25 protein-coding genes are annotated in these 25,513 nt (G+C 64.4%); 12 read left to right on the top strand and 13 right to left on the bottom strand.

Annotated features, from left to right (window positions below):
* Nucleotides 1-150: 150 nt before the first annotated feature.
* Complete coding sequence (locus RMN99_RS13205; protein ID WP_309623786.1) at nt 151-1,335, top strand: acetyl-CoA C-acyltransferase; 1,185 nt, start codon at nt 151-153, stop codon at nt 1,333-1,335.
* Nucleotides 1,336-1,565: 230 nt separating this feature from the next.
* A complete protein-coding gene (locus RMN99_RS13200; RefSeq protein WP_309623785.1) occupies nt 1,566-2,192 on the top strand; it encodes a DUF4126 domain-containing protein in 627 nt (208 codons plus the stop codon).
* A 158-nt stretch (nt 2,193-2,350) separates the two neighbouring features.
* On the opposite strand, the gene RMN99_RS13195 is transcribed toward RMN99_RS13200, so the two are convergent.
* Nucleotides 2,351-3,595, bottom strand: a complete 1,245-nt coding sequence (locus RMN99_RS13195) for a polyhydroxyalkanoate depolymerase (RefSeq protein ID WP_309623784.1) — start codon at nt 3,593-3,595, stop codon at nt 2,351-2,353.
* Nucleotides 3,596-3,754: 159 nt separating this feature from the next.
* Here RMN99_RS13195 and RMN99_RS13190 point away from each other — a divergent pair, with 159 nt between their 5' ends.
* Nucleotides 3,755-5,596, top strand: coding sequence for an ABC transporter transmembrane domain-containing protein (locus tag RMN99_RS13190; protein WP_309623783.1), 1,842 nt, complete (start codon nt 3,755-3,757; stop codon nt 5,594-5,596).
* Nucleotides 5,596-6,405, top strand: coding sequence for an undecaprenyl-diphosphate phosphatase (locus RMN99_RS13185; RefSeq protein WP_309623782.1), 810 nt, complete (start codon nt 5,596-5,598; stop codon nt 6,403-6,405). The genes RMN99_RS13190 and RMN99_RS13185 overlap by 1 nt, the downstream gene beginning before the upstream one ends.
* Here the strand turns inward: RMN99_RS13185 and phhA are convergent.
* Complete coding sequence (gene phhA, locus RMN99_RS13180) at nt 6,402-7,325, bottom strand: phenylalanine 4-monooxygenase (RefSeq protein ID WP_309623781.1); 924 nt, start codon at nt 7,323-7,325, stop codon at nt 6,402-6,404. The two genes, RMN99_RS13185 and phhA, sit on opposite strands and share 4 nt — an antisense overlap.
* Before the next feature lie 106 nt (nt 7,326-7,431).
* On the opposite strand from phhA, the gene ppk2 reads away from it, so the two are divergent.
* The 5 genes from ppk2 (at nt 7,432) to ribA (ending at nt 11,538) form a co-directional block, all read left to right on the top strand.
* Nucleotides 7,432-8,208, top strand: a complete 777-nt coding sequence (ppk2, locus tag RMN99_RS13175; protein WP_309623780.1) for a polyphosphate kinase 2 — start codon at nt 7,432-7,434, stop codon at nt 8,206-8,208.
* Nucleotides 8,209-8,320: 112 nt separating this feature from the next.
* Entirely contained in the window at nt 8,321-8,488 is a 168-nt protein-coding gene (gene rpmG / locus RMN99_RS13170) for a 50S ribosomal protein L33 (RefSeq protein WP_309623779.1), read from the top strand.
* A gap of 82 nt (nt 8,489-8,570) precedes the next feature.
* A complete protein-coding gene (locus RMN99_RS13165) occupies nt 8,571-9,230 on the top strand; it encodes an outer membrane lipoprotein carrier protein LolA (RefSeq protein ID WP_309623778.1) in 660 nt (219 codons plus the stop codon).
* 464 nt (nt 9,231-9,694) lie between these two features.
* On the top strand, nt 9,695-10,486 hold the full coding sequence (locus RMN99_RS13160; protein WP_309623777.1) for an exodeoxyribonuclease III: 792 nt from the start codon (nt 9,695-9,697) through the stop codon (nt 10,484-10,486).
* Between the two features lie 29 nt (nt 10,487-10,515).
* Entirely contained in the window at nt 10,516-11,538 is a 1,023-nt protein-coding gene (gene ribA, locus RMN99_RS13155) for a GTP cyclohydrolase II (RefSeq protein ID WP_309623788.1), read from the top strand.
* Here the strand turns inward: ribA and RMN99_RS13150 are convergent.
* The 3 genes from RMN99_RS13150 to RMN99_RS13140 are packed head-to-tail and all read right to left on the bottom strand — an operon-like array spanning nt 11,535 to nt 12,974.
* Nucleotides 11,535-11,849, bottom strand: a complete 315-nt coding sequence (locus RMN99_RS13150) for a hypothetical protein (RefSeq protein ID WP_309623776.1) — start codon at nt 11,847-11,849, stop codon at nt 11,535-11,537. The two genes, ribA and RMN99_RS13150, sit on opposite strands and share 4 nt — an antisense overlap.
* Complete coding sequence (locus RMN99_RS13145) at nt 11,842-12,051, bottom strand: toxin-antitoxin system HicB family antitoxin (RefSeq protein WP_309623775.1); 210 nt, start codon at nt 12,049-12,051, stop codon at nt 11,842-11,844. Before RMN99_RS13145 ends, RMN99_RS13150 begins: the two co-directional genes overlap by 8 nt.
* A gap of 11 nt (nt 12,052-12,062) precedes the next feature.
* Nucleotides 12,063-12,974, bottom strand: coding sequence for an SPFH domain-containing protein (locus RMN99_RS13140; RefSeq protein ID WP_309623774.1), 912 nt, complete (start codon nt 12,972-12,974; stop codon nt 12,063-12,065).
* A 281-nt stretch (nt 12,975-13,255) separates the two neighbouring features.
* On the opposite strand from RMN99_RS13140, the gene RMN99_RS13135 reads away from it, so the two are divergent.
* Both RMN99_RS13135 and RMN99_RS13130 read left to right on the top strand, forming a co-directional pair.
* Nucleotides 13,256-13,435, top strand: coding sequence for a YdcH family protein (locus RMN99_RS13135; protein ID WP_309623773.1), 180 nt, complete (start codon nt 13,256-13,258; stop codon nt 13,433-13,435).
* Between the two features lie 81 nt (nt 13,436-13,516).
* Entirely contained in the window at nt 13,517-14,527 is a 1,011-nt protein-coding gene (locus RMN99_RS13130; RefSeq protein ID WP_309623772.1) for a TerC family protein, read from the top strand.
* A 4-nt stretch (nt 14,528-14,531) separates the two neighbouring features.
* On the opposite strand, the gene recQ is transcribed toward RMN99_RS13130, so the two are convergent.
* The 3 genes from recQ to RMN99_RS13115 form a co-directional block, all read right to left on the bottom strand.
* On the bottom strand, nt 14,532-16,325 hold the full coding sequence (gene recQ, locus RMN99_RS13125; protein ID WP_309623771.1) for a DNA helicase RecQ: 1,794 nt from the start codon (nt 16,323-16,325) through the stop codon (nt 14,532-14,534).
* A 26-nt stretch (nt 16,326-16,351) separates the two neighbouring features.
* On the bottom strand, nt 16,352-17,488 hold the full coding sequence (locus RMN99_RS13120) for a serine hydrolase domain-containing protein (protein ID WP_309623770.1): 1,137 nt from the start codon (nt 17,486-17,488) through the stop codon (nt 16,352-16,354).
* A gap of 62 nt (nt 17,489-17,550) precedes the next feature.
* Nucleotides 17,551-18,348 carry a hypothetical protein gene (locus RMN99_RS13115; protein WP_309623769.1) on the bottom strand — a complete coding sequence of 266 codons (798 nt, stop codon included), beginning with the start codon at nt 18,346-18,348 and terminating at the stop codon, nt 17,551-17,553.
* 140 nt (nt 18,349-18,488) lie between these two features.
* Between RMN99_RS13115 and RMN99_RS13110 the strand changes: the two genes are divergently transcribed.
* Nucleotides 18,489-19,313, top strand: a complete 825-nt coding sequence (locus tag RMN99_RS13110; protein ID WP_309623768.1) for an NYN domain-containing protein — start codon at nt 18,489-18,491, stop codon at nt 19,311-19,313.
* Between the two features lie 6 nt (nt 19,314-19,319).
* On the opposite strand, the gene metH is transcribed toward RMN99_RS13110, so the two are convergent.
* From metH to RMN99_RS13085, 5 genes are read right to left on the bottom strand one after another with little or no spacing between them, the layout of a single operon-like run.
* A complete protein-coding gene (gene metH / locus RMN99_RS13105) occupies nt 19,320-22,016 on the bottom strand; it encodes a methionine synthase (RefSeq protein ID WP_309623767.1) in 2,697 nt (898 codons plus the stop codon).
* Entirely contained in the window at nt 22,013-22,540 is a 528-nt protein-coding gene (locus RMN99_RS13100; RefSeq protein ID WP_309623766.1) for a GNAT family N-acetyltransferase, read from the bottom strand. Before RMN99_RS13100 ends, metH begins: the two co-directional genes overlap by 4 nt.
* Complete coding sequence (locus RMN99_RS13095; protein ID WP_309623765.1) at nt 22,540-23,586, bottom strand: homocysteine S-methyltransferase family protein; 1,047 nt, start codon at nt 23,584-23,586, stop codon at nt 22,540-22,542. Before RMN99_RS13095 ends, RMN99_RS13100 begins: the two co-directional genes overlap by 1 nt.
* Complete coding sequence (gene metF, locus RMN99_RS13090; RefSeq protein ID WP_309623764.1) at nt 23,583-24,512, bottom strand: methylenetetrahydrofolate reductase [NAD(P)H]; 930 nt, start codon at nt 24,510-24,512, stop codon at nt 23,583-23,585. Before metF ends, RMN99_RS13095 begins: the two co-directional genes overlap by 4 nt.
* Nucleotides 24,512-25,486: a metalloregulator ArsR/SmtB family transcription factor gene (locus tag RMN99_RS13085; protein WP_309623763.1), complete on the bottom strand. Its 975-nt coding sequence runs from the start codon at nt 25,484-25,486 to the stop codon at nt 24,512-24,514. The genes metF and RMN99_RS13085 overlap by 1 nt, the downstream gene beginning before the upstream one ends.
* Nucleotides 25,487-25,513 lie beyond the last annotated feature (27 nt).

The following is a 25,513-nucleotide window of genomic DNA, read 5'->3' as shown; positions in this document are numbered from 1 at the left end:
CTTTAGCCCCTCCCCAGTGGGGAGGGGTTGGGGTGGGGGTTCGACCGCGAGCCCAGGAAACCCACCCCGCTGCGACTAGGCAGCAAGCTGCCAAGTCTCGCTGCCCCTCCCGGATCGGGAGGGGTGCCCCGATTTTGAGAGGAATTCCCCATGTCACGTGACGCCGTTATCGTCTCCACCGCCCGCACCCCGTTGACCAAGGCTGGCCGGGGCGCATTCAACAACACCACCGGCGCGACGCTGGGTGCCTATTCGATCCGCGCCGCAGTCGAACGCGCCGGGCTCGAAGGCGGCGAAGTAGACGATGTCGTGATGGGCGCAGCCGCCCAGCAGGGCTCGGCCGGCGGCAATGTCGCGCGCCTCGCCGCCCTTCGCGCCGGGCTACCGGTGACCGTGCCGGCGATGACGATCGATCGCCAGTGCTCGTCGGGGCTGATGACCATCGCCACCGCCGCCAAGCAAATCATTGTCGACAATATGGACATCTGCGTCGGCGGGGGCCTCGAAAGCATTTCCAAGGTGGTCGGCAGCGGCAAAATGTTCGTCGAGCCCGACCGCGCGCTGCTTGAAATGCATCCGGCGATCTATATGCCGATGATCGGCACCGCCGAAGTGGTTGCCAAGCGTTACAACATCAGCCGCGAAGCGCAGGATGCCTATTCGCTCCAGTCGCAGCAGCGCACCGCCGCCGCGCAGGCCGCGGGCAAGTTCGACGCTGAAATCGTCGCCTGCGCCGCGACGATGGCCATTGTCGACAAGGAAACCAAGGAAGTCTCCTACAAGGAGGTCACCGCAACCCATGACGATTGCAACCGCCCCGATACCACGCTCGAAGGTCTGGCCAGCCTCAAGCCGGTGATGGGTGAAGGCCACACGATCACCGCCGGCAATGCCAGCCAGCTGTCGGACGGTTCATCGTCCTGCGTGCTGATGGAAGCCAAAGTCGCCGAAAAGCGCGGGCTGGCACCGCTCGGCCGCTATGTCGGCATGGCAGTGGCCGGCACCGAACCTGACGAAATGGGCATCGGGCCCGTGTTTGCGATCCCCAAGTTGCTGGAACGCTTCAGCCTCAAGATGGACGACATCGGGCTGTGGGAACTCAACGAAGCCTTCGCCGTGCAGGTGCTCTATTGCCGCGACAAGCTGGGCATTCCTGACGAACTGCTCAACGTCAACGGCGGCTCGATCTCGATCGGCCACCCGTTCGGCATGACCGGCGCGCGCTGCACCGGCCACGCCCTGATCGAAGGCAAGCGCCGCGGTGCGCGGTATGTTGTCGTCACGATGTGCATCGGCGGCGGACAAGGGGCTGCCGGGCTGTTCGAGGTCTTGTAAAGAATCAGGTCCTCTCCATTTTGCGAAGCCAAATGGGGAGGTGGATCGCCGAAGGCGAGACGGAGGGGTTATGGCGCTGGCGTCCTTAACCCCTCCGTCAGTCACCATACGACTGCCACCTCCCCATTTGCACTTCGTGAAAACGGAGAGGACCTCTAGGTCCTTGCCATCTGCCCATTTCCCGCCCATCTTTGCAGGCATTGGGGTCACGCCACGGGGAAGCGGATCAGATGCCCGAACACCTTGGTATCGTTGAAATTCTCGGGATTGCCGGATCGGTCAGCCTGCTTTCGGGCTGGCGGCTTTACCTGACCGCGCTGGCCACTGGCCTTGCGATGCATTTCCATGTGCTGCCGCTGCCCGAACACCTGCAATCGCTGCAAGTCCTGGCCAATCCGTGGGTGATGGGGGTGGCCGGGCTGGCGGCCTTCATGGAATTTTTTGCCGACAAGATCCTGTGGCTCGATTCGGTGTGGGATTCGGTCCACACCTTCATCCGCCCGGTCGGCGGAGCATTGTTGACGCTGGCGGTGGTCGATCCGGCGGACCCGGCCACCCAGGCCATCGCCTTCATCCTGGGCGGCGGGGCCAGCCTGCTCGCGCATGGCGGCAAGGCCAGCGCGCGGGCCGTGGTCAACACCAGTCCCGAACCGTTCAGCAACATCGCGGTCTCGACGGTTGAAGACGTTGCCACAACCGGACTGCTGTACCTCGCTTACAGCAACCCGGTGGCCGCAGGGGTGGTCGCTATGGTCCTGCTGGTGCTGGCGATTGCGCTGATGATCATCGCCTGGCGGGTGCTGCGGCGGATATTCCTGCGGGTCCGCGATGAACCGGCGGCGCCAGTGCAACCTTAGATCCTCTCCATTTTTGGCGGCTGCCACAAATGGGGAGGTGGTATTTGCGTCAGCAAATGTCGGAGGGGCTTCTGCCCTTGCGTCATTACCCCTCCGTCAGCGTTTCGCGCTGCCACCTCCCCAGATGTGCTTCGCAAATCTGGAGAGGATCAATCAGGTCAGGCAACCGCCTTGAGCCGCGCTTTGCCATGCGCCGCAATCCAGTCTTCGAGGATCGGGGCGATCCGGTCGCGCCACTTGCTGCCATTGAAGATGCCGTAATGGCCCACTTCGGGGGCGAGGTGGTATTTCTTGCGCGATGCGGACAGGCCGGTGGCCAATGTCAGCGCCGACCTGGTCTGCCCGATCCCCGAAATATCGTCGCGCTCACCCTCAACCGCGAGGATCGCGGTGTCCTTGATCTTGCCCAGGTCAACCTGCTTGCCGCGGTGCATGAAGGTGCCATTCGGCAGCGAATGCTTCTGGAACACCTCTTCCACGGTCTGCAGGTAATAGGCCGCGTTAAGATCACAGATCGCGCGGTATTCCTCGTAGAAATCCTTGGTCGCATCGGCGTCTTCATCGGCGCCTGCAACCAGGTGCTTGAACATGTGATAGTGGCTCTGCATGTGATTGCCCAGGTTCATCGACATGAACCCGGCGAGCTGCAGGAACCCTGGATAGACCTGCCGCCCGGCACCGGGATACTGCAGCGGCACGGTGGCGATCACGGTATGGCGGAACCATTCGATTGGCCGCTGCATCGCCAGATCGTTGACCGAGGTCGGCGCTTCGCGGGTGTCGATCGGGCCACCCATCATGGTCAGGGTCAGCGGCCGGCACGGGTGTTTGGTATCGGCCATGATCGCGGTTGCCGCAAGCGCCGGCACCGAAGGCTGGCACACCGCCAGCACGTGCGCGCCTTCCCCGATGTGCTCGAGGAAGCCGATCAGATAATCGATGTAATCATCCAGATCGAACTCGCCGGCGGACAGCGGCACCATCTTGGCGTCAGCCCAATCGGTCACGTAGACATGCGCGCGCTCGGTCATTCGCTCAACCGTGCCGCGCAGCAGCGTGGCGAAATGCCCGCTCATCGGGGCGACGATCAAAAGGCGCGGGGCATCGGCGGCCAGGCCCGGATGGCTGAAATGCAGCAGGTTACACCACGGACGGTGCAGCACGATTGCTTCGGTAACCGGCTGGATAACGCCGTCCACCGTCACCGCTTCGATATCGAAGGCCGGCTTGCCATAGGGCGCGCTGGCGTGGGCGAACACTTCAAGCGCAGAACCCATGGCCGGGCCCAGCCCGCTATAGCCAAACGGCAGCGCCGGGTTGCTGAGCATCTGCGCGCCAACCGAGGCCCAGGTGCTGGCGGCATTGAGCCATGAACGCTGCAATTCGTAAGCGGTATAAAGCATGTTCGATTACCTCCGCGGCGCACCAGCGCCGCCTTTCGCTGCAAAGTGGCGACAATCCCTCTATTGTGCAATGCACAATTTAACACCGCACTGCACAATGGGCCGGGGCAGCCACTTAACCGCTTACGCCGGCGTGGGGGCTGTGCTAGGGCGCGCGCCATGAGTTCCGCGCCCGACGGCACCCCGTCCGACCAACCGATCCAGTTTGCCCTGCCCGCTGAAGGCAAGCCCGCGCGCAGCCTTGGTCCGCTGGGCATGGTGGCGCGCGAAACCGTCAAGTACCCCAAGGAACTGGCCTTGGGGCTTGCCGCGCTGCTGACCACCTCGGCCTGCACGCTGGCGATCCCCGAACGCGTCCGGGCGATGATCGACACCGGGTTCGGCAAGGGATCGAGCGTCGCTTCGATCAACTCTTCGTTCCAGTACCTGCTGATGATCGTGGCGGTGCTGGGCATCGCCACGGCGGTGCGGTTCTATTTTGTGTCGTGGCTGGGCGAACGGGTGATCGCCGATATCCGCGAACGGGTGCAGGCCAACCTGCTGCGTTTGCCTCCCAGCTTTTTCGAGGCCAACAGCCCCAGCGAGATTTCCTCGCGGATGACCGCCGATACCGCGATTATCGAGCAGGTGGTGGGCACGACCATTTCCTTTGCCCTGCGCAATGCGATCACCGGGATCGGCGGGATCGTCTATCTGTTCTACCTCGCCCCGGCGATGCTGCTGCGCATCCTGATCGGCATTCCGCTGATCATCGTGCCGATCGTCTATTTCGGCAGCCTGGTGCGAAAGGCCTCGCGCACCAGCCAGGACACGATCGCCGATGTCGGTGCGCGCACATCCGAAGCGCTGGGCGCGATGCGCGTGGTTCAGGCGTTCAATCAGGAAGCACGCGAGCAAGCCCGGTTTACCGCAATCGTCGAACAGGCCTTTGCCGCCGCCAAGCGACGCTTCACGATCCGCGCGGTGATGACCTCGATCGTCATTGTCGAAGTGATGGGCGGGATCGTGCTGCTGATGTGGGAAGGTGCGATCCAGGTCGCCGATGGCCGGATGAGCGGCGGGACAATTGCCGGCTTCGTGCTGGCTGCGGGCATCGTCGCCGGCGCGTTCGGCGCACTGACCGAAGTCTATGGCGATCTGCTGCGCGGCGCGGGTGCGGCCGGGCGGCTGACCGAACTGCTCAACGAACAGCCCGCGATTGCCGCGCCAGCCCGGCCGCTCGCGCTGCCCAGCCCGGCGCATGGCAAACTGGCGTTCGAGAACGTCTCGTTCCGCTATCCCACCCGGCTCGAAGTGGCCGCGCTGGCCGATTTCTCGCTGACCATCGAACCGGGCGAAACGGTGGCGATCGTCGGCCCATCGGGTGCGGGCAAAAGCACGCTGTTCCAGCTCGCCCAACGCTTTTACGATCCGCAGGCAGGCACCATCAAGCTTGATGGCGTGCCGCTGACCGCAGTCGATCCGGCCGATGTGCGCCGCCGCATGGCGCTGGTGCCGCAGGAAGGCATCTTGTTTGCCGCCAGCGCGCGCGATAACCTGCGCTATGGCAACTGGGACGCCGGCGATGAGGCGATCTGGGATGCGGCGCGCACCGCCAATGCCGAAACGTTTCTGCGCGAACTGCCCGAAGGGCTCGACACGTTCCTTGGCGAAGGCGGCGCGCGGCTTTCAGGCGGACAGCGCCAGCGCATTGCGATTGCCCGTGCAGTGCTGCGCGAAGCCCCGATCCTGCTGCTCGACGAGGCGACCAGCGCGCTCGACGCGGAAAGCGAACGGCTGGTCCAGGATGCGCTTGACCGGCTGATGCAGGACCGCACCACGCTGGTCATCGCCCACCGCCTCGCCACGGTGCGTGCGGCCGACCGGATCGTGGTGATGGACAAGGGCCGGATTGTCGAGGCCGGCACCCATGCACAATTGACCAAAGCCAAAGGGCTCTACGCGCGCCTGGCCTCGCTGCAGTTCGATGACGCCGCGTTTGCCGCAGCGGAAGACGCCTGATGGACCTGTTCATTGCTGCGGTGCTGCTGGGCATCGTTGAAGGACTGACTGAATTCGTGCCGGTCTCCTCCACCGGACACCTGATCCTGGCCTCCGAGCTGTTCGGCTATGATGCCCACACCTGGGCGGTGTTCAACGTGGTGATCCAGCTGGGCGCGATCCTCGCCGTGGTGGTGCTTTATTGGCGGACATTCTGGGCGGTGGCCCGGGGACTCCTGCGGCGCGATCCGCTGTCGATCCGGTTCGTCACCAATCTGCTGGTGGCGTTCATGCCCTCGGTAGTGCTGGGCCTGCTGTTCAAGAAGCAGATCGACGTGATGCTGGGCAGTCCGATGATCGTTGGCTGGGCGCTGATCGCCGGCGGGATCGCGATCCTGGCGGTGGAACGCTGGTCGAAGCAAGGCGAATACCTTGGCCTGGGCCAGTTACCGATGCGGCAAGCGCTGGGCGTCGGACTGCTGCAATGCCTGGCGATGATCCCCGGGGTCAGCCGTTCGGGCGCAACCATCATGGGCGCGCTGGCGATGGGGATCGAGCGCCGCACCGCCGCCGAATTCAGCTTCTTCCTGGCCGTGCCGACCATGCTGGGGGCCACCACGCTGGAACTGTGGCAAAACCGTGCCGAGCTGGCGGCGGGCACCGGGCCCGTCGGGTGGAGCCACATCGCGATTGGCTTTGCGGTGAGCTTCGTGGTGGCGCTGGCGGTGATCAGGGCGTTCGTCGCCTATATCAGCCGCGCGGGCTTTTCGCCATTCGCCTGGTACCGGATTGTGGCCGGGGCTGCGGCGCTGTTCTTCCTGACGCGTTAGACCGGCAAGGCCCCGCTGCCGCGTCCACCGCGCAGCGCATATTCCTGCGATCCGCGGTGCAGCACATCGTCGACGTCGATCACTGCAGTATTGGCATAGGTGAAGCCATTGCCCAGCGAGCGGTACAACCGGTCGAAATCGCGCTCGACCGTATCGTGATAGAGCGCTTCGAAGCTTTCGATCACGAAGTAGCTGGGCTGCAGATCGTCGATCACATAATCGGTCCGCATCACCCGGTCGACGTTGAGCATGATCCGGTTGGGGCTTTGCGCATCGAGGCAGAACAGCACTTCGGCCGGCCCCGAAAGGATCCCCGCGCCATAGGCCCTGAGGCCCTCCGCTTCCTGAATCAGACCGAATTCGACCGTGTACCAGTAAAGTGCGCCCAGCGCCTTCAGCCGGTTATAACGCATCGCCTTCCACCCGGCGCGGCCGTATTCCTGCATGTAATCGGCATAGGTCGGGTTGGTCAGCATCGGCACATGGCCGAACACATCGTGGAACACATCGGGTTCCTGGATATAGTCGAAGGTCGCGCGGGTACGGATGAAATTGCCGGCCGGAAAGCGGCGGTTGGCAAGGTGCCAGAAGAACACGTGATCGGGGATCAGCATCGGCACCGGGACCACGCTCCACCCGGTCAGGTTGCCGAGATTGTGCGACATCGCAGCAAAATCGGGCACCCCGCCGCGGCCAAGATCGAGCCGGTCAAGCCCGCGCAGAAAGGTGCTGGCCGCGCGGCCCGGCAGCAGGTCCATCTGGCGGGCGAACAGATCGTCCCAGATCGCGTCTTCATTGCTGTCATAAGCGTGCTGGGCCGGCTCAAGCCAATCATCGCCGACCTGCGCCGGACGTTTGAGCGGGGCCGTAAAGACAGCGGGGCCCGGATCGGGCAGCTGCGTGAAGTCAGTCTCGGACATGGTTGCATTTGTAACTTTATCGAAACGGGACGGCAATCAATTTCGGGCAGGTTGCACCCTGGCCGCCGCGCCGCCATCGTAGCGCGGCCTCAAGGAATCGCAGACAATGAAACGCCTGAAACGCAAGAAGTTCGAAACGCGCTATGCTCCGCTGGAGGAAGAGCTGGTGGCGATGGCACGCTGGGCCGCCGCCACCGGGGCGCGGATCGTGGTCTTGTTCGAAGGGCGCGACACCGCTGGAAAGGGCGGCGCGATCCAGGCCGTCGCGGGCCCGCTCAACCCGCGCCAGTGCCGGATTGTGGCCCTGCCCAAGCCGACCGACCGCGAAAAGACCCAGTGGTATTTCCAGCGATATGTGCCGCATCTGCCTGCCGCCGGTGAAGTCGTGCTGTTCGATCGCAGCTGGTATAACCGCGCCGGGGTGGAAAAGGTGATGGGCTTTGCCACGCCCCAGCAGGTCGAGGCGTTCCTCAAGGCGGCCCCGGTGTTCGAACAGCAATTGGCCGACGACGGCATCCTGCTGTTCAAATACTGGCTGGCCACCGATCAGGAACAGCAGGAAAAGCGCTTTCAGGAGCGGCTCGAAGATCCGCTCAAACGCTGGAAATTGTCCCCCATCGATACCGCCGCACGCGAAAAGTACGATGCCTATACCCTGGCGCGCGAAGAAATGCTGGAAGCCACCCACACCAAGGCCGCGCCGTGGACGCTGGTCGATTTCAACGATCAGCGCCGCGGCCGCCTGACCCTGATCCGCGATCTGCTTGACCGGCTGCCCGATACCAAGGTTGAACCCGAGGCGGTGGAGCTGCCGCCGCTGGATCACGAACCGTCGGTTGAAGGCTATACGGTGCTCAAGCCATTACCCCCCTACAACCCTTGACTTTGGCCCGCATCTGACGCATTGGCGCGGCCTTCCGGGACGGTGCCGATGTGCCGCCCTCGCAGTTTTACGGGGCCGCAGCGCCCGAATCGAAAGTTCAGGACCGAAAGCCATGGCGAAGCCCGCAACCGTCAAGATCCGTCTCGTGTCGAGCGCCGATACCGGCTTCTTCTATGTCACCAAGAAGAACCCGCGCAACACGACCGAGAAGATGAGCTTCCGCAAGTACGATCCCGTCGTGCGCAAGCACGTCGAGTTCAAGGAAGCCAAGATCAAGTAAGAATGGGTTCGGTCCGTCCGGCCCATCCCGGAACCAAACCAGTTCATTGCGAGTTCAAGGCCCGTCCTCTAATTGGCAGGCCATGAACACTGTGATCCACACCCTTCGCAACCTGACCGGTGCCGCCCTTTCGGCGGCGCTTGTCGTTTCCGCGCCTGTAGCGCTGCTGACCTCGGCTCCGGCCGCGGCGCAGGCCCAATCGGGCGATCTCGTCAACGCGGTGACCGCGCTGCGTGCCATCACCACGATGCGCGCCGACTTCGCCCAGACCGATCTGCGCGGCAAGCGCCTGACCGGCGTGCTGACGCTGAAGAACCCCGGCAAGATCCGTTTCCAGTACCAGAAGGGCGTGCCGATCCTGGTCGTCTCGGATGGCAAGGCGCTGACCTTTATCGATTATGGCGTGCGTCAGGTGCAGCGCTGGCCGATTGGCAATAGCCCGCTTGGCGCGCTGCTCAACCCGCGCGGCAACGTGATGCAATATGCCCGTCTGACCCCGGCCACCAATGGTCAGATCGTCGGCATTGAAGTGCGCGACAAGCGCCACCCTGAATACGGCGTCATCACTTTCATCTTCGTGCGCCGGGCCGGCGTACCGGGCGGGCTCGAACTTTCGAGCTGGGCGACGGTCGATTCGCAGAACACCCGCACGGTCGTCAATCTGTCGAATCAGCGTTACGGGCTGGCCGTGCCTGACAGCACCTTCAAGTTCAACGATCCGCGCAGCGCCACTCGTCGATGATGGCGGGCGGCTCGTCGTGGGGCGTGCCTGACATGCGACAATTTGCGACAACCCCGATGCGATTGTTCATGACAGCGCAAGGGAAAACGGCCTAAAACCGTGAATGACAGCGCGGCCTGAGGCGGGTTTCCCCCCTGTTGCCCATGCCTCGATATTGGCCGCATTGTCGTAGCGTGACGAACGCACAAAGGAACCCTCGGACCAAATGCCCCCGGTCCGAGGGTTTTTTGTGTCTTGGGCCGGATTGACTGAAGCCGGGCTGCGAACGCAGGCGCTCTGCGCTTCCGGTGCTCACGGCCATTAAGGCCGCTGCGCTCCGGTTCTCGATCACCTGCATTCTCGCTCCGGCTTGAGCCAATCCGACTCCAAGCCACGCGTCGCGCAATGGCCCCTCCCCGTAGGGGAGGGGTTGGGGTGGGGGTTCGGCCCTTGCCGCCCGCGCGGTGCGCACCTAAAGCCGCAGCATGGTTTCTATCGCGACATGGAATATCAACTCGGTCCGCCTGCGCGTCGATCAGGTGCTGCGCTTTTTGCAAGAGCAGCAGCCCGACGTCTTGTGTCTGCAAGAGATCAAGACGATCGAAGCAACCTTCCCGCACGAGGCGTTCGAAGCGGCCGGTTATACCCACCGCGCGGTGCACGGGCAGAAGGGCTATCACGGCGTCGCCACGGTCAGCCGGATCCCGCTGCGTGAGCTGACCCGCAATGACTGGCAGGCCAATGGCGAAGCGCGCCACGTCGGCGTTGAGCTGCTTGGTGCCGGCCAGGGGCTGGTGCTCGAAAACGTCTATATCCCGGCGGGCGGCGATGTTGCCGATCGCACGGTCAATCCCAAGTTCGGGCAGAAGCTCGATTTCCTCGAGCGGATGACGCGCTGGTCCGACACGCTGGACCGTCCGACGCTGCTGGTCGGCGATTTCAACGTCGCCCCGCTCGATTGCGACGTTTACGATCACAAGGCGCTGCTCAAAGTGGTCAGCCACACCCCGCTGGAGGTTGAAACCCTGCAGCGGCTGAGCGATGCCCACGGCTGGGTTGATCTGGGCCGCAAACATATCCCCGCGCCGCTGCGGAACTGGTCGTGGTGGTCCTATCGCACCTTCTGGCAGGGCAAGGACCGTGGGCGGCGGCTCGATCACATGTGGGCCTCGCCCGGCCTTGCTGCGCAATCGTCAGGCCACCGGGTGATCGAGGAAACCCGGCAGTGGGAACAGTGCAGCGATCATGTGCCGCTGATCACGGAGTTCAATCTTTGAGCAGCAGCGCCAGGCGCGCCGCGCAGGCGATCGATGCGCTGCGCCACGGCTGGCCGATCCGGCTTGACGGCACCATGGTGCTGCTGCCGGCCGAAACCGGGTTCGGTCCCGGGGTGACGGCGCCGCGCATGCTGATCTCCTGCGCCCGCGCGGTCACGCTCAAACTGGCCAACCAGCGCGACGCCGCCGTGCCCGAAGCGCCAGTGCTGATCCGCGCTGCCGATCCGTTCGATCTGCCCGCCGCGCGGGCAATGGCCGATCCCGCGCTCGATCTGGCCAATCCGTTCAAGGGCCCGTTCCTGGCCGAGCCGCTGGCCGCGCCCGAGGCGGCCCGCACCGCGATGGAACTGGCCCGGATCGCCGGGATCCTGCCCGCCTTCCTGGTCGATCCGGTCCCCGCCGGAGAGCCGCAGGACGTCAGCCCCGCAGACCTGGCCGATTACAAGCAGGCCGATCATCTGGTGATCGCCAGCCGCGCGCGGCTGCCGGTGGCCGCGCTTGAAACTGCCGAGATCGTCGCCTTCCGCTCTGCCGACGATCTGCGCGAACACGTTGCGCTGGTGCTGGGGCAGCAACGCGGCGATCGCGCGCCGCTGGTGCGGCTCCATTCCGAATGCCTGACCGGCGATGTCCTTGGCAGCCTCAAATGCGATTGCGGCCCACAGCTTGATGCCGCGCTGGCCGCGATGGCCGAGGAAGCGGGCAATGGCGGCTGGGGCGTGCTGCTGTACTTGCGTCAGGAAGGGCGCGGGATTGGCCTGATCAACAAACTGCGCGCTTATCAGTTGCAGGATCAGGGGTTCGATACGGTCGATGCCAATACCCGGCTCGGCCTGCCGAACGAAGCGCGCGATTTTCCCGTGGCGGCGCGGATGCTGCACCTGCTGGGTGCCGGGGCGGTGCGATTGATGACCAACAATCCGGCCAAGGTGGCGGCGCTCCAGGGCGCAGGCGTGGAGGTGGCCGAACGCGTGCCGCACCAATTGCCGCCCAATCCGCACAATGCCCGTTACCTCGCCACCAAGCGCGACCGCAGCGGGCATCTGCTCTAGCCGCGCTTGTTGCGGTCCAGTTGGCGCTTCAGTGCCAGCAGTTCCTTCACATTGATCATTTCGCTGCGCGCCATCATCCAGCGGATCATTGTCACCGCCCAGATCGCCGTGGCAAGCAGGAACAGTGCGGTGAAACCCGCCTGCAATTGCGGCCGTTCGGCCGTGGCCATCCCGGTCAGGAACAGGCCAAGCATGGCAAAGAAGCCCGCCATCCACAGCCCCAGGGCTCGCCACCCGGCCGCGCTACGCGGGTTGATCCTGATGTTCAGGCCCGATTTCACGCAAGTAAAAAGCTTCGCTTCATCAGCCATCGCCATTCTCCTTGGCCGGACGACCGCGCTTGGCGGGTTCGGCCGGATCAATCTTCACCCCGCGCTTGGCCAGGGCCTCACGCAGCAACACTTCGACCTGGGTATTGACCGAACGGAAGTCGCCCGCCGCCGCCCGCTCCAGCGCTTTGAACAGCGCCGGATCGAGACGGAGTGCGAAAGATTTCTTGCCAGGCGAGCCCATCGGTCAGGCCGCTACGTGTACAGCGAGCCCGTGTTGACCACCGGCTGGGTATCCCGCTCGCCGCACAGCACCACCATCAGGTTCGAAACCATCGCCGCCTTGCGCTCGTCATCAAGGTGGACCACGCCTTTTTCAGAGAGCATCGCCAAGGCCATTTCAACCATGCCGACAGCGCCTTCGACCAGCGTCTTGCGCGCTGCCACAACGGCTTCGGCCTGCTGGCGGCGCAGCATCGCCCCGGCGATTTCCTGGGCATAGGCGAGGTGCGTGAAGCCGCATTCGTCGACCGACATGCCGCCCATCGTCAGCCGCGCGATCAGTTCCTTGCGCAGTTCGACCCCGACCTCGTCGTGGTTGCCGCGCAGGGTAATTTCGGCATGGCTGAAATCGTCATAAGGATAGCGCGAGCCGATCGTGCGCACCGCGGCTTCGATCTGGACCATCACGAAGGCCTTGTAATCATCGACATCATAAAGCGCCTGGGCAGTATCGACCACGCGCCAGACCACCTGTGCCGCCATTTCGATCGGATTGCCGCGCAGATCGTTGACCTTGATCTTGTCCGACACGAGGTTGTTGGCGCGGACCGAAATCTTGGTCTTGCCCATCCACGGCCAGACCCAGCGCAGCCCGGTGCTGCGATCAGTGCCGCGATAGGCCCCGAACAGCGTGATCGCTGCGGCCTGGTTGGGCTGGATCATGTAAAACCCGCTGGCGAGAATCACCAGAGCGACCATGCTGAGCCCGGTCGAAACCACGAAGCCGAACACTGCACTATCGGGCGGGTTGGAGCCGGCAAAGGCAATGATCCGCCAGATCGTCAGCATCAGCAGCGCCAGAAAGGCCACGAAAATAAGGTAGCCGCTGGTGCTCCACGCCCGCCGTTCGGCGCTGGCAGTCATCGGCTGGTGCGAATCGGACATGTCGAATTCCCCTTTAATGTGATATCACTTTAATATCAGATATGCCCTTAGGGTCAAGCCCTCTTGAAATCGCCGATTGCGGTGTCCATATCGATCAGGCGGGACCGGGCCCCTCTGGCGCGGCGTGCTTGCCCATACGGGAAGTATGCCACGTGATGTCGGACCGCATCGGATGCATGCCGATGCTGCGGGTCAGTGCTTTAGCTCCCCCTCCCCAAGCATCGATCCCGGCTCGGCAGCATCCGATCAACGTTCAACACGTTTGCCTAGGGATGCGAAAAATGTCCGACATGACTTTCCGATTGCTCGAGCGGCACCAGCGGCTCGATGCCAGGCTACGCCTGCTGCAGGGCCTGCGCTGGCCCGATCCGTCCGAACTGGCACGGCTCAAAAAACTGAAGCTGGCGATCAAGGACCGGCTGACCCGGCTGACCGCGCGTCCGCTGCGCCCGGGCAGCTAATATCAACATAGCGATAAATATCCGGTGCCGCCGTGCGCGCGGCACCGGACGTGTTTGCACGCCTGACAGGGGGCTTATCCCATGGAATTTCTGTTCGCCGACTGGCTCGGCACGCCGCTGTGGTTGTGGCTGTCGTTTGCCGGAATCGTCTTGTCGCTGACCGCATTCGATCTTGGCGTCCTCCACAAGGAAGACCGCGAGATGGGGATCGGCGAAAGCCTCAAGCTTACCGCCTTCTACATCTCTATCGCGCTCGCCTTCGGGGCGTGGATCTGGATCGCGCGCGGTGCGGATCTGGGGATGAAATACTACACCGGGTTCGCAATCGAAAAGGCGCTGTCGATCGACAACGTGTTCGTGATCAGCCTGATCTTCACTTTCTTCAAGATTCCCGCCAGGTATCAGTACCGCGCCCTGCTGTGGGGCATTCTGGCGGTGATCGTGCTGCGCGGCGGCATGATCGCGGCGGGTGCGGCGCTGGTCGAGCAGGCCTACTGGGTGCTCTATATCTTCGCTGCCTTCCTGGTGTTCACCGGCATCAGGATGTTCTTTGCGGGCGATCACGATCCCGACATTGCGAAGAACCCGGTGGTGCGCTGGATATCGAACCACATCCCGGTGACCAAGGAGCTGCACGGCCAGCACTTTTTCGTGAAAGTGCCCGATGAAAAGTCCGGCAAGCTGGTTAGCGCTGCTACCCCGCTGTTCGTAGCGCTGGTGGTGATCAACCTGGCCGATCTGGTTTTCGCGGTGGACAGCGTTCCGGCGATCTTCGCGATCACCACCGACACCTTCATCGTCTATACCAGCAACATCATGGCGATCCTGGGCCTGCGCGCGCTCTACTTCGCGCTCTCGGCGATGATCCACCGGTTCTATTATCTGAAGTATGCGCTCGCCAGTGTGCTGGTGTTCATCGGCAGCAAGATTTTCATCGCGGACTTCGTGCTGGATGGCGAGAAGTTCCCGCCGGCGCTGAGCCTGGGGGTGACCTTTGCGCTGATCGCGGGCGGCGTCGGCTTTTCGCTGTGGAAGACCCGCCACGGTGAGGACGCTGCACCGCACCTGCCGCACGACGAAATCCGGCCGTGAACGGTCAGTGCTGCCGGATCACGCCGAGAAAAGCCTCGCCATAGGCTTCCAGCTTGCGCGCACCGACCCCGGTGATTTCGCCCAAGGCGGCAAGATCGCCGGGGCGCGCCTGCGCCATTTCGCGCAAGGTGCTGTCGTGGAACACCACATAGGGCGGGACGCCGGCCTCGGCAGCCAGATCGCGGCGCAGATCGCGCAGCGCCTCGAACAGCGGATCGCCGAGCGGATTGACCCCGCCGCCGCTCCGCTCGCGCCGCGCCTTGCGGCCGCTGGCGGGGTCGCGTTTGGGCGGCAGCGCGATCAGCACAGAGTCCTCCCCTTTGAGGATCGCCCGGGCATCGCTGCCCAGCATCAAGCCGCCGTGCTCGGTCGGCAGCAGGCTGCCGCGCGCCTGCAGGGCCCGGACCAGCGGACGCAGCAGCGCCGCCTCGTCGCCGCCAACGATCCCGAACACCGACAGCTGATCGTGGCCGCGCGCGGCGATGCGCTCGTCATTGGCGCCGATCAGCACCTTTTCGATGTGGCCGAAGCCAAAGCTTTGCCCGGTGCGATAGACCGCTGACAGGACCTTGCGCGCCAGCTCGCTGGCATCGACCACGCCCGGCGCATCGAGGCAATTGTCGCAGTTGCCGCAGCTTTGCGGCGGATCCTCGCCAAAATGGCGCAGCAGCAGCGCGCGGCGGCAGCCCGCAGTTTCGACCAGCAAGGCCAGCGCATCAAGCCGTTTGCGCTCACCATCGCGGCGGTGCGCCTCAACCTCAGCCAGGCGCTGGCGGGCCCGCGCGAAATCGTCTGCCGCCCACAGCATCAGCGCCACCGAAGCATCGCCATCACGGCCCGCGCGGCCGGTTTCCTGGTAGTAACCCTCGATCGATTTGGGCACCCCGGCATGGGCGACAAAGCGCACATCGGGCTTGTCGATCCCCATCCCGAAGGCAACCGTGGCAACGATCACCATGTCTTCGCTGGCTACGAAGGCCGACTGGTTGGCGGCGCGGACCTGCGGATCGAGCCCGGCGTGATAGGGCAGCACTGGGCGCCCGGTGGCGGCGGCGAGCTTTTGGGCCAGATCCTCGACCTTCTTGCGGGTCGGGGCATAGACGATCCCGGGGCCGGGCTGTTCGGCCATTAGCGCGGTGAGCTGGCGCACCGGATTGTCGCGGTGCCTGACGTTGTAGCGGATGTTGGGCCGATCGAACCCGGCGACGATCAGCCCGTCCTCGCCAATCCCCAGCTGGGCCAGGATATCGGCGCGGGTATGGGCATCGGCGGTGGCGGTCAGCGCCAGCCGCGGAACATCGGCATACGAATCCATCAGCGGCCGCAGCAGGCGGTAATCAGGGCGGAAATCGTGGCCCCATTCGGAAACGCAGTGCGCCTCGTCGATCGCGAACAGGCTGACTTCGGCTTTGGACAGCAGCTCGCGGAAATGGGCCTGGCTGGCGCGTTCGGGGGCAACGTAAAGCAGATCGAGTTCGCCGCCGCGAAATGCCGCGATCGCGCGTTCACGGCTTTCCTCGCCATCGGCGCTGGTCAGGCTGGCGGCGCGGATGCCGTTGGCCGCCGCGCCGCGCAGCTGATCGTGCATCAAGGCAATCAGCGGCGAGATTACCACGCAGGTGCCCGGCAGGATCACCGCGGGCAGCTGATAGGTGAGCGACTTGCCCGCGCCCGTCGGCATCACCGCCAAGGTGCTTTGCCCGGCCAGCACCCGGTCCACCACCCGGTCCTGCACCCCGCGAAAGCTGGAGAAGCCAAAGGTAGTGTGGAGAGTTTCAAGGATATCAGGCGCGGTCACGCGGTGGGCCTAGCCGCAGCCGGGGCTTAGCGGAAGGGGACGCGGCCCGCTCTCTCCACAACCGACTCCTCAATGGCAAAAAACGCGCTGCGACCCGTGGGCGCATCGTCGGCTACCGCAGTGGTGAAGAAAGCCAGCCCGCGCCCGGTCCGGGGATCGAGCCACAGTCCGCTTTTGAGGCCATAGGCGTCGCCCGCATGGCCGATCCGCGAGCGTCCATCGCCGAACAGATCGTCGCGGCACCCGGCTGCACCGCTGCCGATGGTGTGCAGCGCGAGGCCATAGGCGCAGAAAAACCCGTCTGCCAAACCGTTTTCGCCGACACCGTTGCGGCCATTGAAGCGCCACACCGGGCGGGTCAGTTCGGCATAGGCCCGGGCGCTGAGGAAACCGTTGCCGCGCCGCGCCAGCATCTGGCCGAGCCGGGCGAGATCGCGCATCGCAATCCGAAGGCCGCCTTGCGGGCTGTAGAGCGCGCCGTTGCTCCCCAGCGTGTAGGTCCAGATATCGCAGCGCCCGTCTGGGCCGGTGAATACCGGACAGGCCGGAAACGTCCCGCGCAGATCGTCGCGCGCGACAGCGCCATTGGCGCGGTAGAGCACCACCGCGCGCCGCGCTGCCCCGGCCGAACAGCCCGCGCCCCAGTTGAAGCAGGCGTCCAGTTTGAGCGGTGCCAGCACCAGATCGCGCATCGCCACGTCGAAGCGCTGCCGCGTGACCTGTTCGATGACACTCGCCACCACCGGCAGGTTGAGGTTGGTGTAGTGGAACCAGCCCGAGCCGGGCGCATGGGCCGGATCCCACACCCGCGGATCGGCCAGCCGCTGCTGCAGCGTTTCACCCAGCGGGATCAGGTACAGATCATCGCCATCCAGCAGCCCCGACTGGTGCGACAGCAGCATGCGCAGGGTTATACTGCGATCAGGATAGGCCGGGTGCCGCAAGCTCCAGCCCAGATAGTGCGACACGTCGCGATCAAGATCGAGTTTCCCCGCATCAACCAGCCGCATCACCCCCAGCGCGGTCACCAGCTTGGAAATCGAGGCGATCCGCACCGGATCGTCGGCGCTGACCGGGCGGTGGGTGGTGCGATCCGCCTCACCCTCGGCCAGCACCGGCACGATCCGGCTGCGATCGAACGCCACCGCGACGGTTGCAGGCACGGCCGCGTTCACCGGCACTGCAGCCAGCGCTGCGCACAAGGCCAACACCGCGCCGCGCATGGTCAGTCGAACACACCCGCGACATTGGTGGCCGGGCCGCCACCCTTGACCGTGATCGTTTCGATGTAGAGCGAGGTGACCACCGCTTTCAGCACCATGCTGGTGATCCAGCCCAGCGGGATCGAGACCGCGATGGCGATCATGCTGAACCGCTCAACATTGTCAGTCAAAACCGAAGCTCGAAGATCGCCCATGCTGAACAGCGATCCCAGCATGGCGAACGAGATCGCATAGTAGGCGATCATCAGCACGAACAGCACCCCGAAGATCGACAGCCGGTGGCCGCGGGTCAGATCGCGGCTGCGCCCGAAGGCTTCGAAAATGCCGATCCCCTCGGCCAGCTGCGCCGGCAGGGCGACCGCCCACATGCAGATCAGGATAAGCCCGGGGACGATGATGAACATCCAGCCGATGAAGACGCCGATCCAGTAAAGCAGGCAAATCGCCAGCGCCGGCAGGAACCCGGCGATCGCCAGGTTGACGCAGTCCTGCAAGGTCACCTGGCCGCTGCGATCCTGTTTGAGCATCCCGCCAACGCTGCCGGCCCACGACAGGCCGAGGCCGGCCAGTCCGAGCAGCGATGCCAGCCCGACGAGGCCCGAGAAGGCTTGCCCAAAGCCCGCCTGCCCCGCGCTTGCGGCGATCCGCCCAAGATCGCTGAGCATCGCGCTTTGCGCAAAAAAGCTGACAGCAGCCTCGATCAATACGATGACCAACGTGAACAGGCCGACGCTGGTGACGGTATCGCGAACCAGCGCGAAAGCCCGTGAAAAGACCCGTCCAATGCTGAAATATTCCATCGCCAACTCCCCGCCTGACGGTGCGAGGTTAGCGCGGGAGATTGCAATTGCCAGCCTTAATCGAGGTTTGACCGCAGCCGATCCGGGCCGGGCTGCCGAGAGCGATTGACCGGGCGGCAGTGCTCTGGTCAATTGCCGAGATGGCCAGTTCAATCGAAAGTCCGTCCGCCTCTGGGCGCCACATCGCCTTGCTGATCGATGCCGAAAACGCCTCGGCTGCCAAATTGCCTGCGATACTGGCGGAATTGTCGAAATACGGCACCGCCAATATCCGCCGCGCCTATGGCGATTGGACCGCGGCGGGGCTCAAAAGCTGGCGCGCGCAGCTTCACGAATATGCGATCCGGCCGATCCAGCAGTTCAGCTATTCCAAGGGCAAGAATGCGTCTGACATCGCGATGGTGATCGATGCGCTCGAACTGCTCTACACCCAGAACCTCGCCGCGTTCTGCATCGCTTCGAGCGATGCCGATTTCACCCCGCTGGTGATGCACCTGCGCGCGGCGGGCAAGGACGTTTACGGCTTTGGCGAACGCAAGACCCCCGAGCCGTTCCAGAACGCCTGCACTACTTTTCTGTTTCTGGAAACGCTGGCCGGGGCTGCTGCGGCAACGGGAACCGAGCCTGCAGCTCCCGCCAAGACTGCGACGCGGCGCGTGGCGAAGCCCAAAGTTGCTGCAGCAGCGCCCGAAAAGTCAGCCAAGCCGTTGGCGCAGGACAGCAAGCTGGTGACGGTCCTGCGCGGGGCAGTCGAAGCGTCAGCGGGCGAAAACGGCTGGGCCCGGCTGTCGAGTGCGGGCAGCGCAGCCAAGCGGCTCGCGCCGATCGATCCGCGCAATTACGGCGTGTCCAATTTCACCAAACTGTTCGAAGCGACCGGCCTGTTCGAGGTGGTGCGCGGCCAGAACGGGCAGCCCTATCTGGCCGACCGCGCCAAGGAACACGCGGCGGGGCCTGACGACTAGACTGGCTCAGTCCAGATTGGGCCGCAGCCAGCGTTCGGCCGACGCCAGATCAATCCCGCGCCGCGCCGCATAATCTTCGAGCTGGTCACGCCCGATCCGGGCGACCCCGAAGTACGAGCTTTCCGGGTGCGCGAAATAGAAGCCCGAAACGGCTGCGGTCGGCAGCATCGCCTGGCTTTCGGTCAGCACGATCCCGGCGTTTGTCCCGGCGTTCAGCAGATCGAACAGGATCGGCTTGAGGCTGTGATCGGGGCAGGCGGGATAGCCGGGCGCGGGGCGGATGCCGCGGTATTGTTCGCGGATCAGCGCTTCGTTGGTCAGCTGCTCGCCCGGCGCATAGCCCCACAGCGTGGTGCGGACATGCTGGTGGAGCCGTTCGGCCAAGGCTTCGGCGAACCGGTCGGCCAGCGCTTTGAGCAGAATATCCGAATAGTCATCGTGCGCGGCCTGGAAGCGCGCGAGGTGTGGTTCGATCCCGTGGATCCCCACGGCGAACCCGCCGATCCAGTCACCATCGGGATCGATGAAATCGGCCAGGCAATAGTTAGCCCGGTCGCGGCTCTTGCGGATTTGCTGGCGCAGGAAGGGGATGCGGATGTGAGCGTATCCCCCCTCCTGCGTGCGGGAGGGGTTAGGGGTGGGTGAGTCCGAACCTTGCGCGCCATCGCCGACTGGCCCACCCCCGGCCCCTCCCGCAAGCGGGAGGGGGGAGTAGATGACAACATCATCGCCTTCGCGCGCGCAGGGCCAGAAACCCGCAACGCCCTTGGCGGTCAGCCATTTTTCCGAAACAATCTTGTCCAGCATCGCCAAGGCATCGACATGCAGCGCACGGGCGCTTTCGCCGACCACTTCGTCGGACAGCACCGCCGGATAAGTTCCGGCGAGTTCCCAGGCGCGGAAGAACGGGGTCCAGTCAAACACAGCGACCAGATCGGCCAGATCCCATTCGGGGAAGACATGCAGCCCGGGCTGTTCGGGCGGCGGGGGCTTGTCGCTCATGTCGGCCTTGAAGCTGTTGGCGCGGGCGTCATCCAGGCTGAGCAGGATCGAGGGATCCTTGCCCGCCCGGACATCGCGGACGTGCTGGTATTCCTGCGCCGTGGCCTTGATGAACGGCTGCGCCTGGGTATCGGAGAGCAGCTGGCTGGCCACACCCACTGCGCGGCTGGCATCGAGCACGTGGATCACCGGGCCATCATAGGCCGGATCGATCCTGAGCGCGGTGTGGACCTTGCTGGTGGTCGCGCCACCGATCAGCAGCGGCATGGTAAAGCCGGCACGCTGCATCTCCTCGGCCACGGTGACCATCTCGTCGAGGCTGGGGGTGATCAGGCCTGACAAGCCGATCATGTCGGCATCCTGCTCCACCGCAGTTTCTAGGATCCTGGTCCAGGGCACCATCACCCCCAGATCGATCACCTCATAGCCATTGCACTGCAACACCACACCAACAATGTTCTTGCCGATATCGTGGACATCGCCCTTGACGGTCGCCATCACGATCTTGCCCTTGGGCCGCGCGCCGGGTTCCTTGGAGGCTTCGATGAACGGGATCAGGTGGGCCACCGCCTTCTTCATCACGCGGGCGCTCTTGACCACCTGCGGCAGGAACATCTTGCCGGCCCCGAACAGATCGCCAACGGTGTTCATCCCCGCCATCAGCGGGCCTTCGATCACTTCGATCGGGCGCGGATAGCGCTGGCGGGCTTCCTCGGTATCGTCGACCACATGCGCGTCGATCCCCTTGACCAGCGCATGCTCCAGCCGCCGCACCACATCCCAGCCGCGCCATTCCTCGGCCTCTTTCTCGGCCTTGACGTCGGTGCCGCGGAAGCTTTCGGCCATGGTGATCAGGCGTTCAGTCGCATCGCTACGGCGGGCCAGGATCACATCTTCGCAGGCATCGCGCAGCGCCGGGTCAATCGCGTCGTAGATGTCGATCTGCCCGGCGTTGACGATTGCCATGTCAAGCCCGGCCTGGATCGCGTGGTACAGGAACACCGAGTGCATCGCGCGGCGCACCGGCTCGTTGCCGCGGAACGAGAACGAGAGGTTGGAAAGCCCGCCCGAGGTATGGACATACGGCAGCCGCGCCTTGATCTCGGCCACCGCTTCGATGAAATCGAGGCCGTAGCGGTCATGCTCTTCCATCCCCGTGGCGACCGCGAAGATGTTGGGATCGAAGATGATATCCTCGGCCGGGAAACCGATCCCGAGCAGCAGGTTGTAGGCCCGCTCGCAAATCTCGACCTTGCGCTGTTTGGAGTCGGCCTGGCCCTTTTCGTCGAACGCCATCACCACCACTGCGGCGCCGTAGTCCATGCACTTCTGCGCCTGTTCAAGGAACTGCGCTTCACCTTCCTTCATCGATATCGAATTGACGATCGGCTTGCCCGAAACGCATTTGATCCCGGCTTCGATCACCTCCCATTTGGAACTGTCGATCATCACCGGCACCCGCGCGATATCGGGTTCGGCGCCGATCAGCTTCAAAAAGGTGGTCATCGCAAAGACCGCATCGAGCAGGCCTTCGTCCATGTTGACGTCAATGATCTGCGCGCCGTTTTCGACCTGCTGGCGCGCCACTTCAACCGCGCGGGCATAGTCGCCCGCCAGGATCAGCTTCTTGAACGCGGCAGAGCCCGTCACATTGGTGCGTTCGCCGACATTGACGAAGCGGGCGGAATTGGCGGCGGTCATGGCGTGCTTTCAGTGGCGGTCAGTAGCCGGGCAAGAACCAGATCATGATGGTCGGTCTCGCCAACCCGGAACATCCGCTCGGCAATTGTTACGAACCCGTGCTTGGCATAAAAGGCGCGCGCGCGGTGGTTGTGGCGATAGACGCCAAGCAGCAGTCGGTCATGGTCCGAAGCCTCTTGCAGCGACTGCGCCATCAGTGCGGCAGCCAGGCCCGATCCGTGCCAGCGCGACAGGACATAGATGCGTTTCAGTTCGCGGTCTCCCACCGCCATGCCGGGGAGATCCGGAGCCGAATTCAGAGCATAGCCGATCGGCGCGCCAAGCGCGGTCTCGGCCAACCAGGCTATACTGCCTGTTGCCAGATAGTCGCGGTAGACCTGCGCCGAATGGGCCTTGGCACAATGTGCGACAATGTCCTTGCCTTCGATCACATCGGCGAAAGCTTCAAGGAACGTGGCCGCGCCAACCAGTGCCAGCGCCTCGGCATCAGCGGCGTCGGCCTCGCGGATATTCCAATCGCGCATCACGCGGCCATCACGAACGGTTCGAGCCCGGCCAGCCGGGTCATTGGCACCTGCACCGGGATCGCGCGCGCGGGCAGGCCTGCCACCGCTTTGGCTATTGCTGCGATATGTGCGGGCGTATTGCCGCAGCACCCGCCCAGCACGTTGACCTGCCCGGCTTCGGCCCATTCGTGCACCAGGGTGGCAGTGGTTTCGGGCAGTTCGTCGTATTCGCCCAGTTCGTTGGGCAGACCGGCATTGGGATAGGCCATCAGCAGGCAATCGGCGATCCCGCTGAGCAGGCGCACGTGCGGCCGCAATTGCGACGCGCCGAAACTGCAGTTGAGCCCGATCGTGATGGGCCGGGCATGGCGCACCGAATGCCAGAACGCCTCGACCGTGTGGCCCGAGAGGTTGCGGCCCGACAAGTCGGTCAAAGTCATCGACAGCATCAGCGGCAGTTCGCGGCCAAGCTCGCGCTCCAGTTCCTTCACCGCCATGACCGCGGCCTTGCAATTGAGCGTATCGAACACCGTTTCGATCAGGATGTAGTCCGCCCCGCCCTCGGCCAGCGCGCGCGATTGCTCGCGGTAGACATCCTTGACCAGATCGAAATCGACCTCGCGGAAGCCCGGATCGTTGACATCGGGCGAGAGCGACAGGGTCTTGTTGGTCGGCCCGACCGCGCCGACCACGAAGCGCGGCAAGCCGTCTTTGGCCGTGGCTTCATCGCAAGCTGCACGGATGATTTGCGCGGCTGAGCGGTTGATCTCAGCCACCAGATGCTCCGCGCCGTAATCGGCCTGGCTGATGCGGTTGGCGTTGAAGGTGTTGGTCGCCAGCACTCGCGCGCCAGCGGCAATGTAGCTGTCGCAAATCTTGCGGATCACCTGCGGCTGGGTCAGGTTGACCAGATCGTTGTTGCCCTTCTGGTCGCGCTCCAGCCCGGTTTCTCCGCGATAGGCGGCTTCGTCCAGTTTTTCGGCCTGGATCGCGGTGCCATAGGGGCCGTCCTTGATCAGGATCGCCTTGGCGGCTTCGGCTAGCAACAGTTCGCGCGGAGTCATGATTGAAGTTCCTTGGGCCTCAGGCCGAGCAGGTGGCAGATCGCATAGCTCAGCTCGGCCCGGTTGAGGGTGTAAAAGTGGAAATCGCGCACGCCGCCGGCATAAAGTCGCCGGCAGAATTCGGCGCAGACCGTCGCGGCAACCAGTTGGCGGCTGGCAGGGCGCTGGTCCAGCCCGTCGAACAGTCCGTCCATCCACGCCGGGATCACGGCCCCGCAAGCCTTGGCGAAGGTGCGTGCCTGGGCGACATTGGTGACGGGCAGGATGCCCGGATAGACCGGCGCATCGATTCCGGCCTTGGCGAGCCGGTCGCGGAACCGGAAGAACACTTCGGGTTCAAAGAAGAACTGCGTGATCGCCGACGATGCTCCGGCGTCAAGCTTGCGCTTCAGATTGTCGAGATCGGCCGCGGCGCTCGCCGCATCGGGGTGCACTTCGGGATAGGCCGCGACGGATATTTCGAACGGGGCAATTTGGTTGAGCCCTGCGACCAGTTCGGCAGCACTGGCGTAGCCATCGGGGTGCGGGGTGAACGGCACGCCCGGCGCGCCCATATCGCCGCGCAGGGCGACGATGTGACGCACACCAGATTGCCAATAAGCCTCAGCCACTTCGCGGATTTCGGCCTTGCTGGCATCGACGCAGGTGAGGTGCGCGGCGGCGGGCAGATGCGCTTCGGCAATGATCCGTGAGACGGTGGCATGGGTCCGGTCGCGGGTCGATCCGCCCGCACCATAGGTCACCGAAACGAAGCGCGGCTCAAGCGGGGCCAGCGTTTGCACCACATTCCACAGCTGCTCGCTGAGCGCGTCGGACTTGGGCGGGAAGAATTCAAAGCTCACCGCGATATCACCAGGCAGCCCGGCGAACAGCGGCGTATCGAGCGCGGTGCGCGCTTCGTGCTGCGCGTCAAAGCCGGGGGGCATCAGGCGGGTACCTTCTTCACGGCGCGGGCAGACTGACGCGTCCCGGTCCAGATTTTTACGGTCAGCGGCGTGCCTGGGAGCGCGCGCGGAGGGGCGGCGGCAAAGCCGGCATCGCCGAGCAGCGCCAGCATCTGTTCGTCGGTGAAGCCCAGCCGGGCGTGAGCGTGCTGACTGCGCAGTTCCTCGTGCTCATGCGCGGCAAAATCGACCACCGCGATGGTCCCGCCCGGCCGGGTAACCCGCGCCGCCTCGGCCAGCGCGCGCTCAGGCTCCAGCGCATAGTGCAGCACCTGGTGGAACACCGCAGTATCAAACACCGCATCGGCAAAGGGCAGCGCGGCAAAATCGCCCTGGACCAGATGGAGGCTGTCCGCCGGCAAATGCTGCAGCCGGGCGCGCGCCAGGCGGAGCATTTCGGGGCTGTTGTCCAGCCCGGTTACCGCGCGGCTGCGCGCACTCAAAAGTTCGGCAATCCGGCCGGTGCCGGTGCCGATATCGAGCAGATCGCCCAGATCCCCGCCCAGCGCCGTTTGCAGCGCGGCCTCAACCGGGCCGTCGGGCGAATGGAGGCTGCGCAAGTGATCCCATTCGGCGGCATGGCGGGCGAAATAGTCTGCCGCGCTTTCTTCGCGGGCGGCGCGGATCGCGGCCAGGTGGCGGCGATCTTCGGCGCAGCGCGCGGCGAACTGGGCGTCGTCTTGTTCCGACACGGCCAGCAGCCGTGCGGCAGCCGCGCCCAGCGGCGGGGCGCGGTGCTCGCCAATCGCGCTTTTGAGGAACACCCAGCTGCCTTCCTTGCGCCGTTCGGCCAGCCCCGCATCGATCAGGATCTTGACGTGGCGCGAGACGCGCGGCTGGCTTTGCCCCAGCACTTGCGCCAGTTCGCCCACCGCCAGCTCCATCGCGCTGAGCAGCCGCATGATCCGCAGGCGCGTGGGGTCGGCCAGCGCGCGCAAGGTGAATTCGATCCGCATTGCGCTATCATATAAAGAAATCTTTAT

Source organism: Novosphingobium sp. (assembly GCF_031417815.1).
GTDB lineage: Bacteria > Pseudomonadota > Alphaproteobacteria > Sphingomonadales > Sphingomonadaceae > Novosphingobium.
This window is presented reverse-complemented; position numbering and strand designations above follow the sequence as displayed.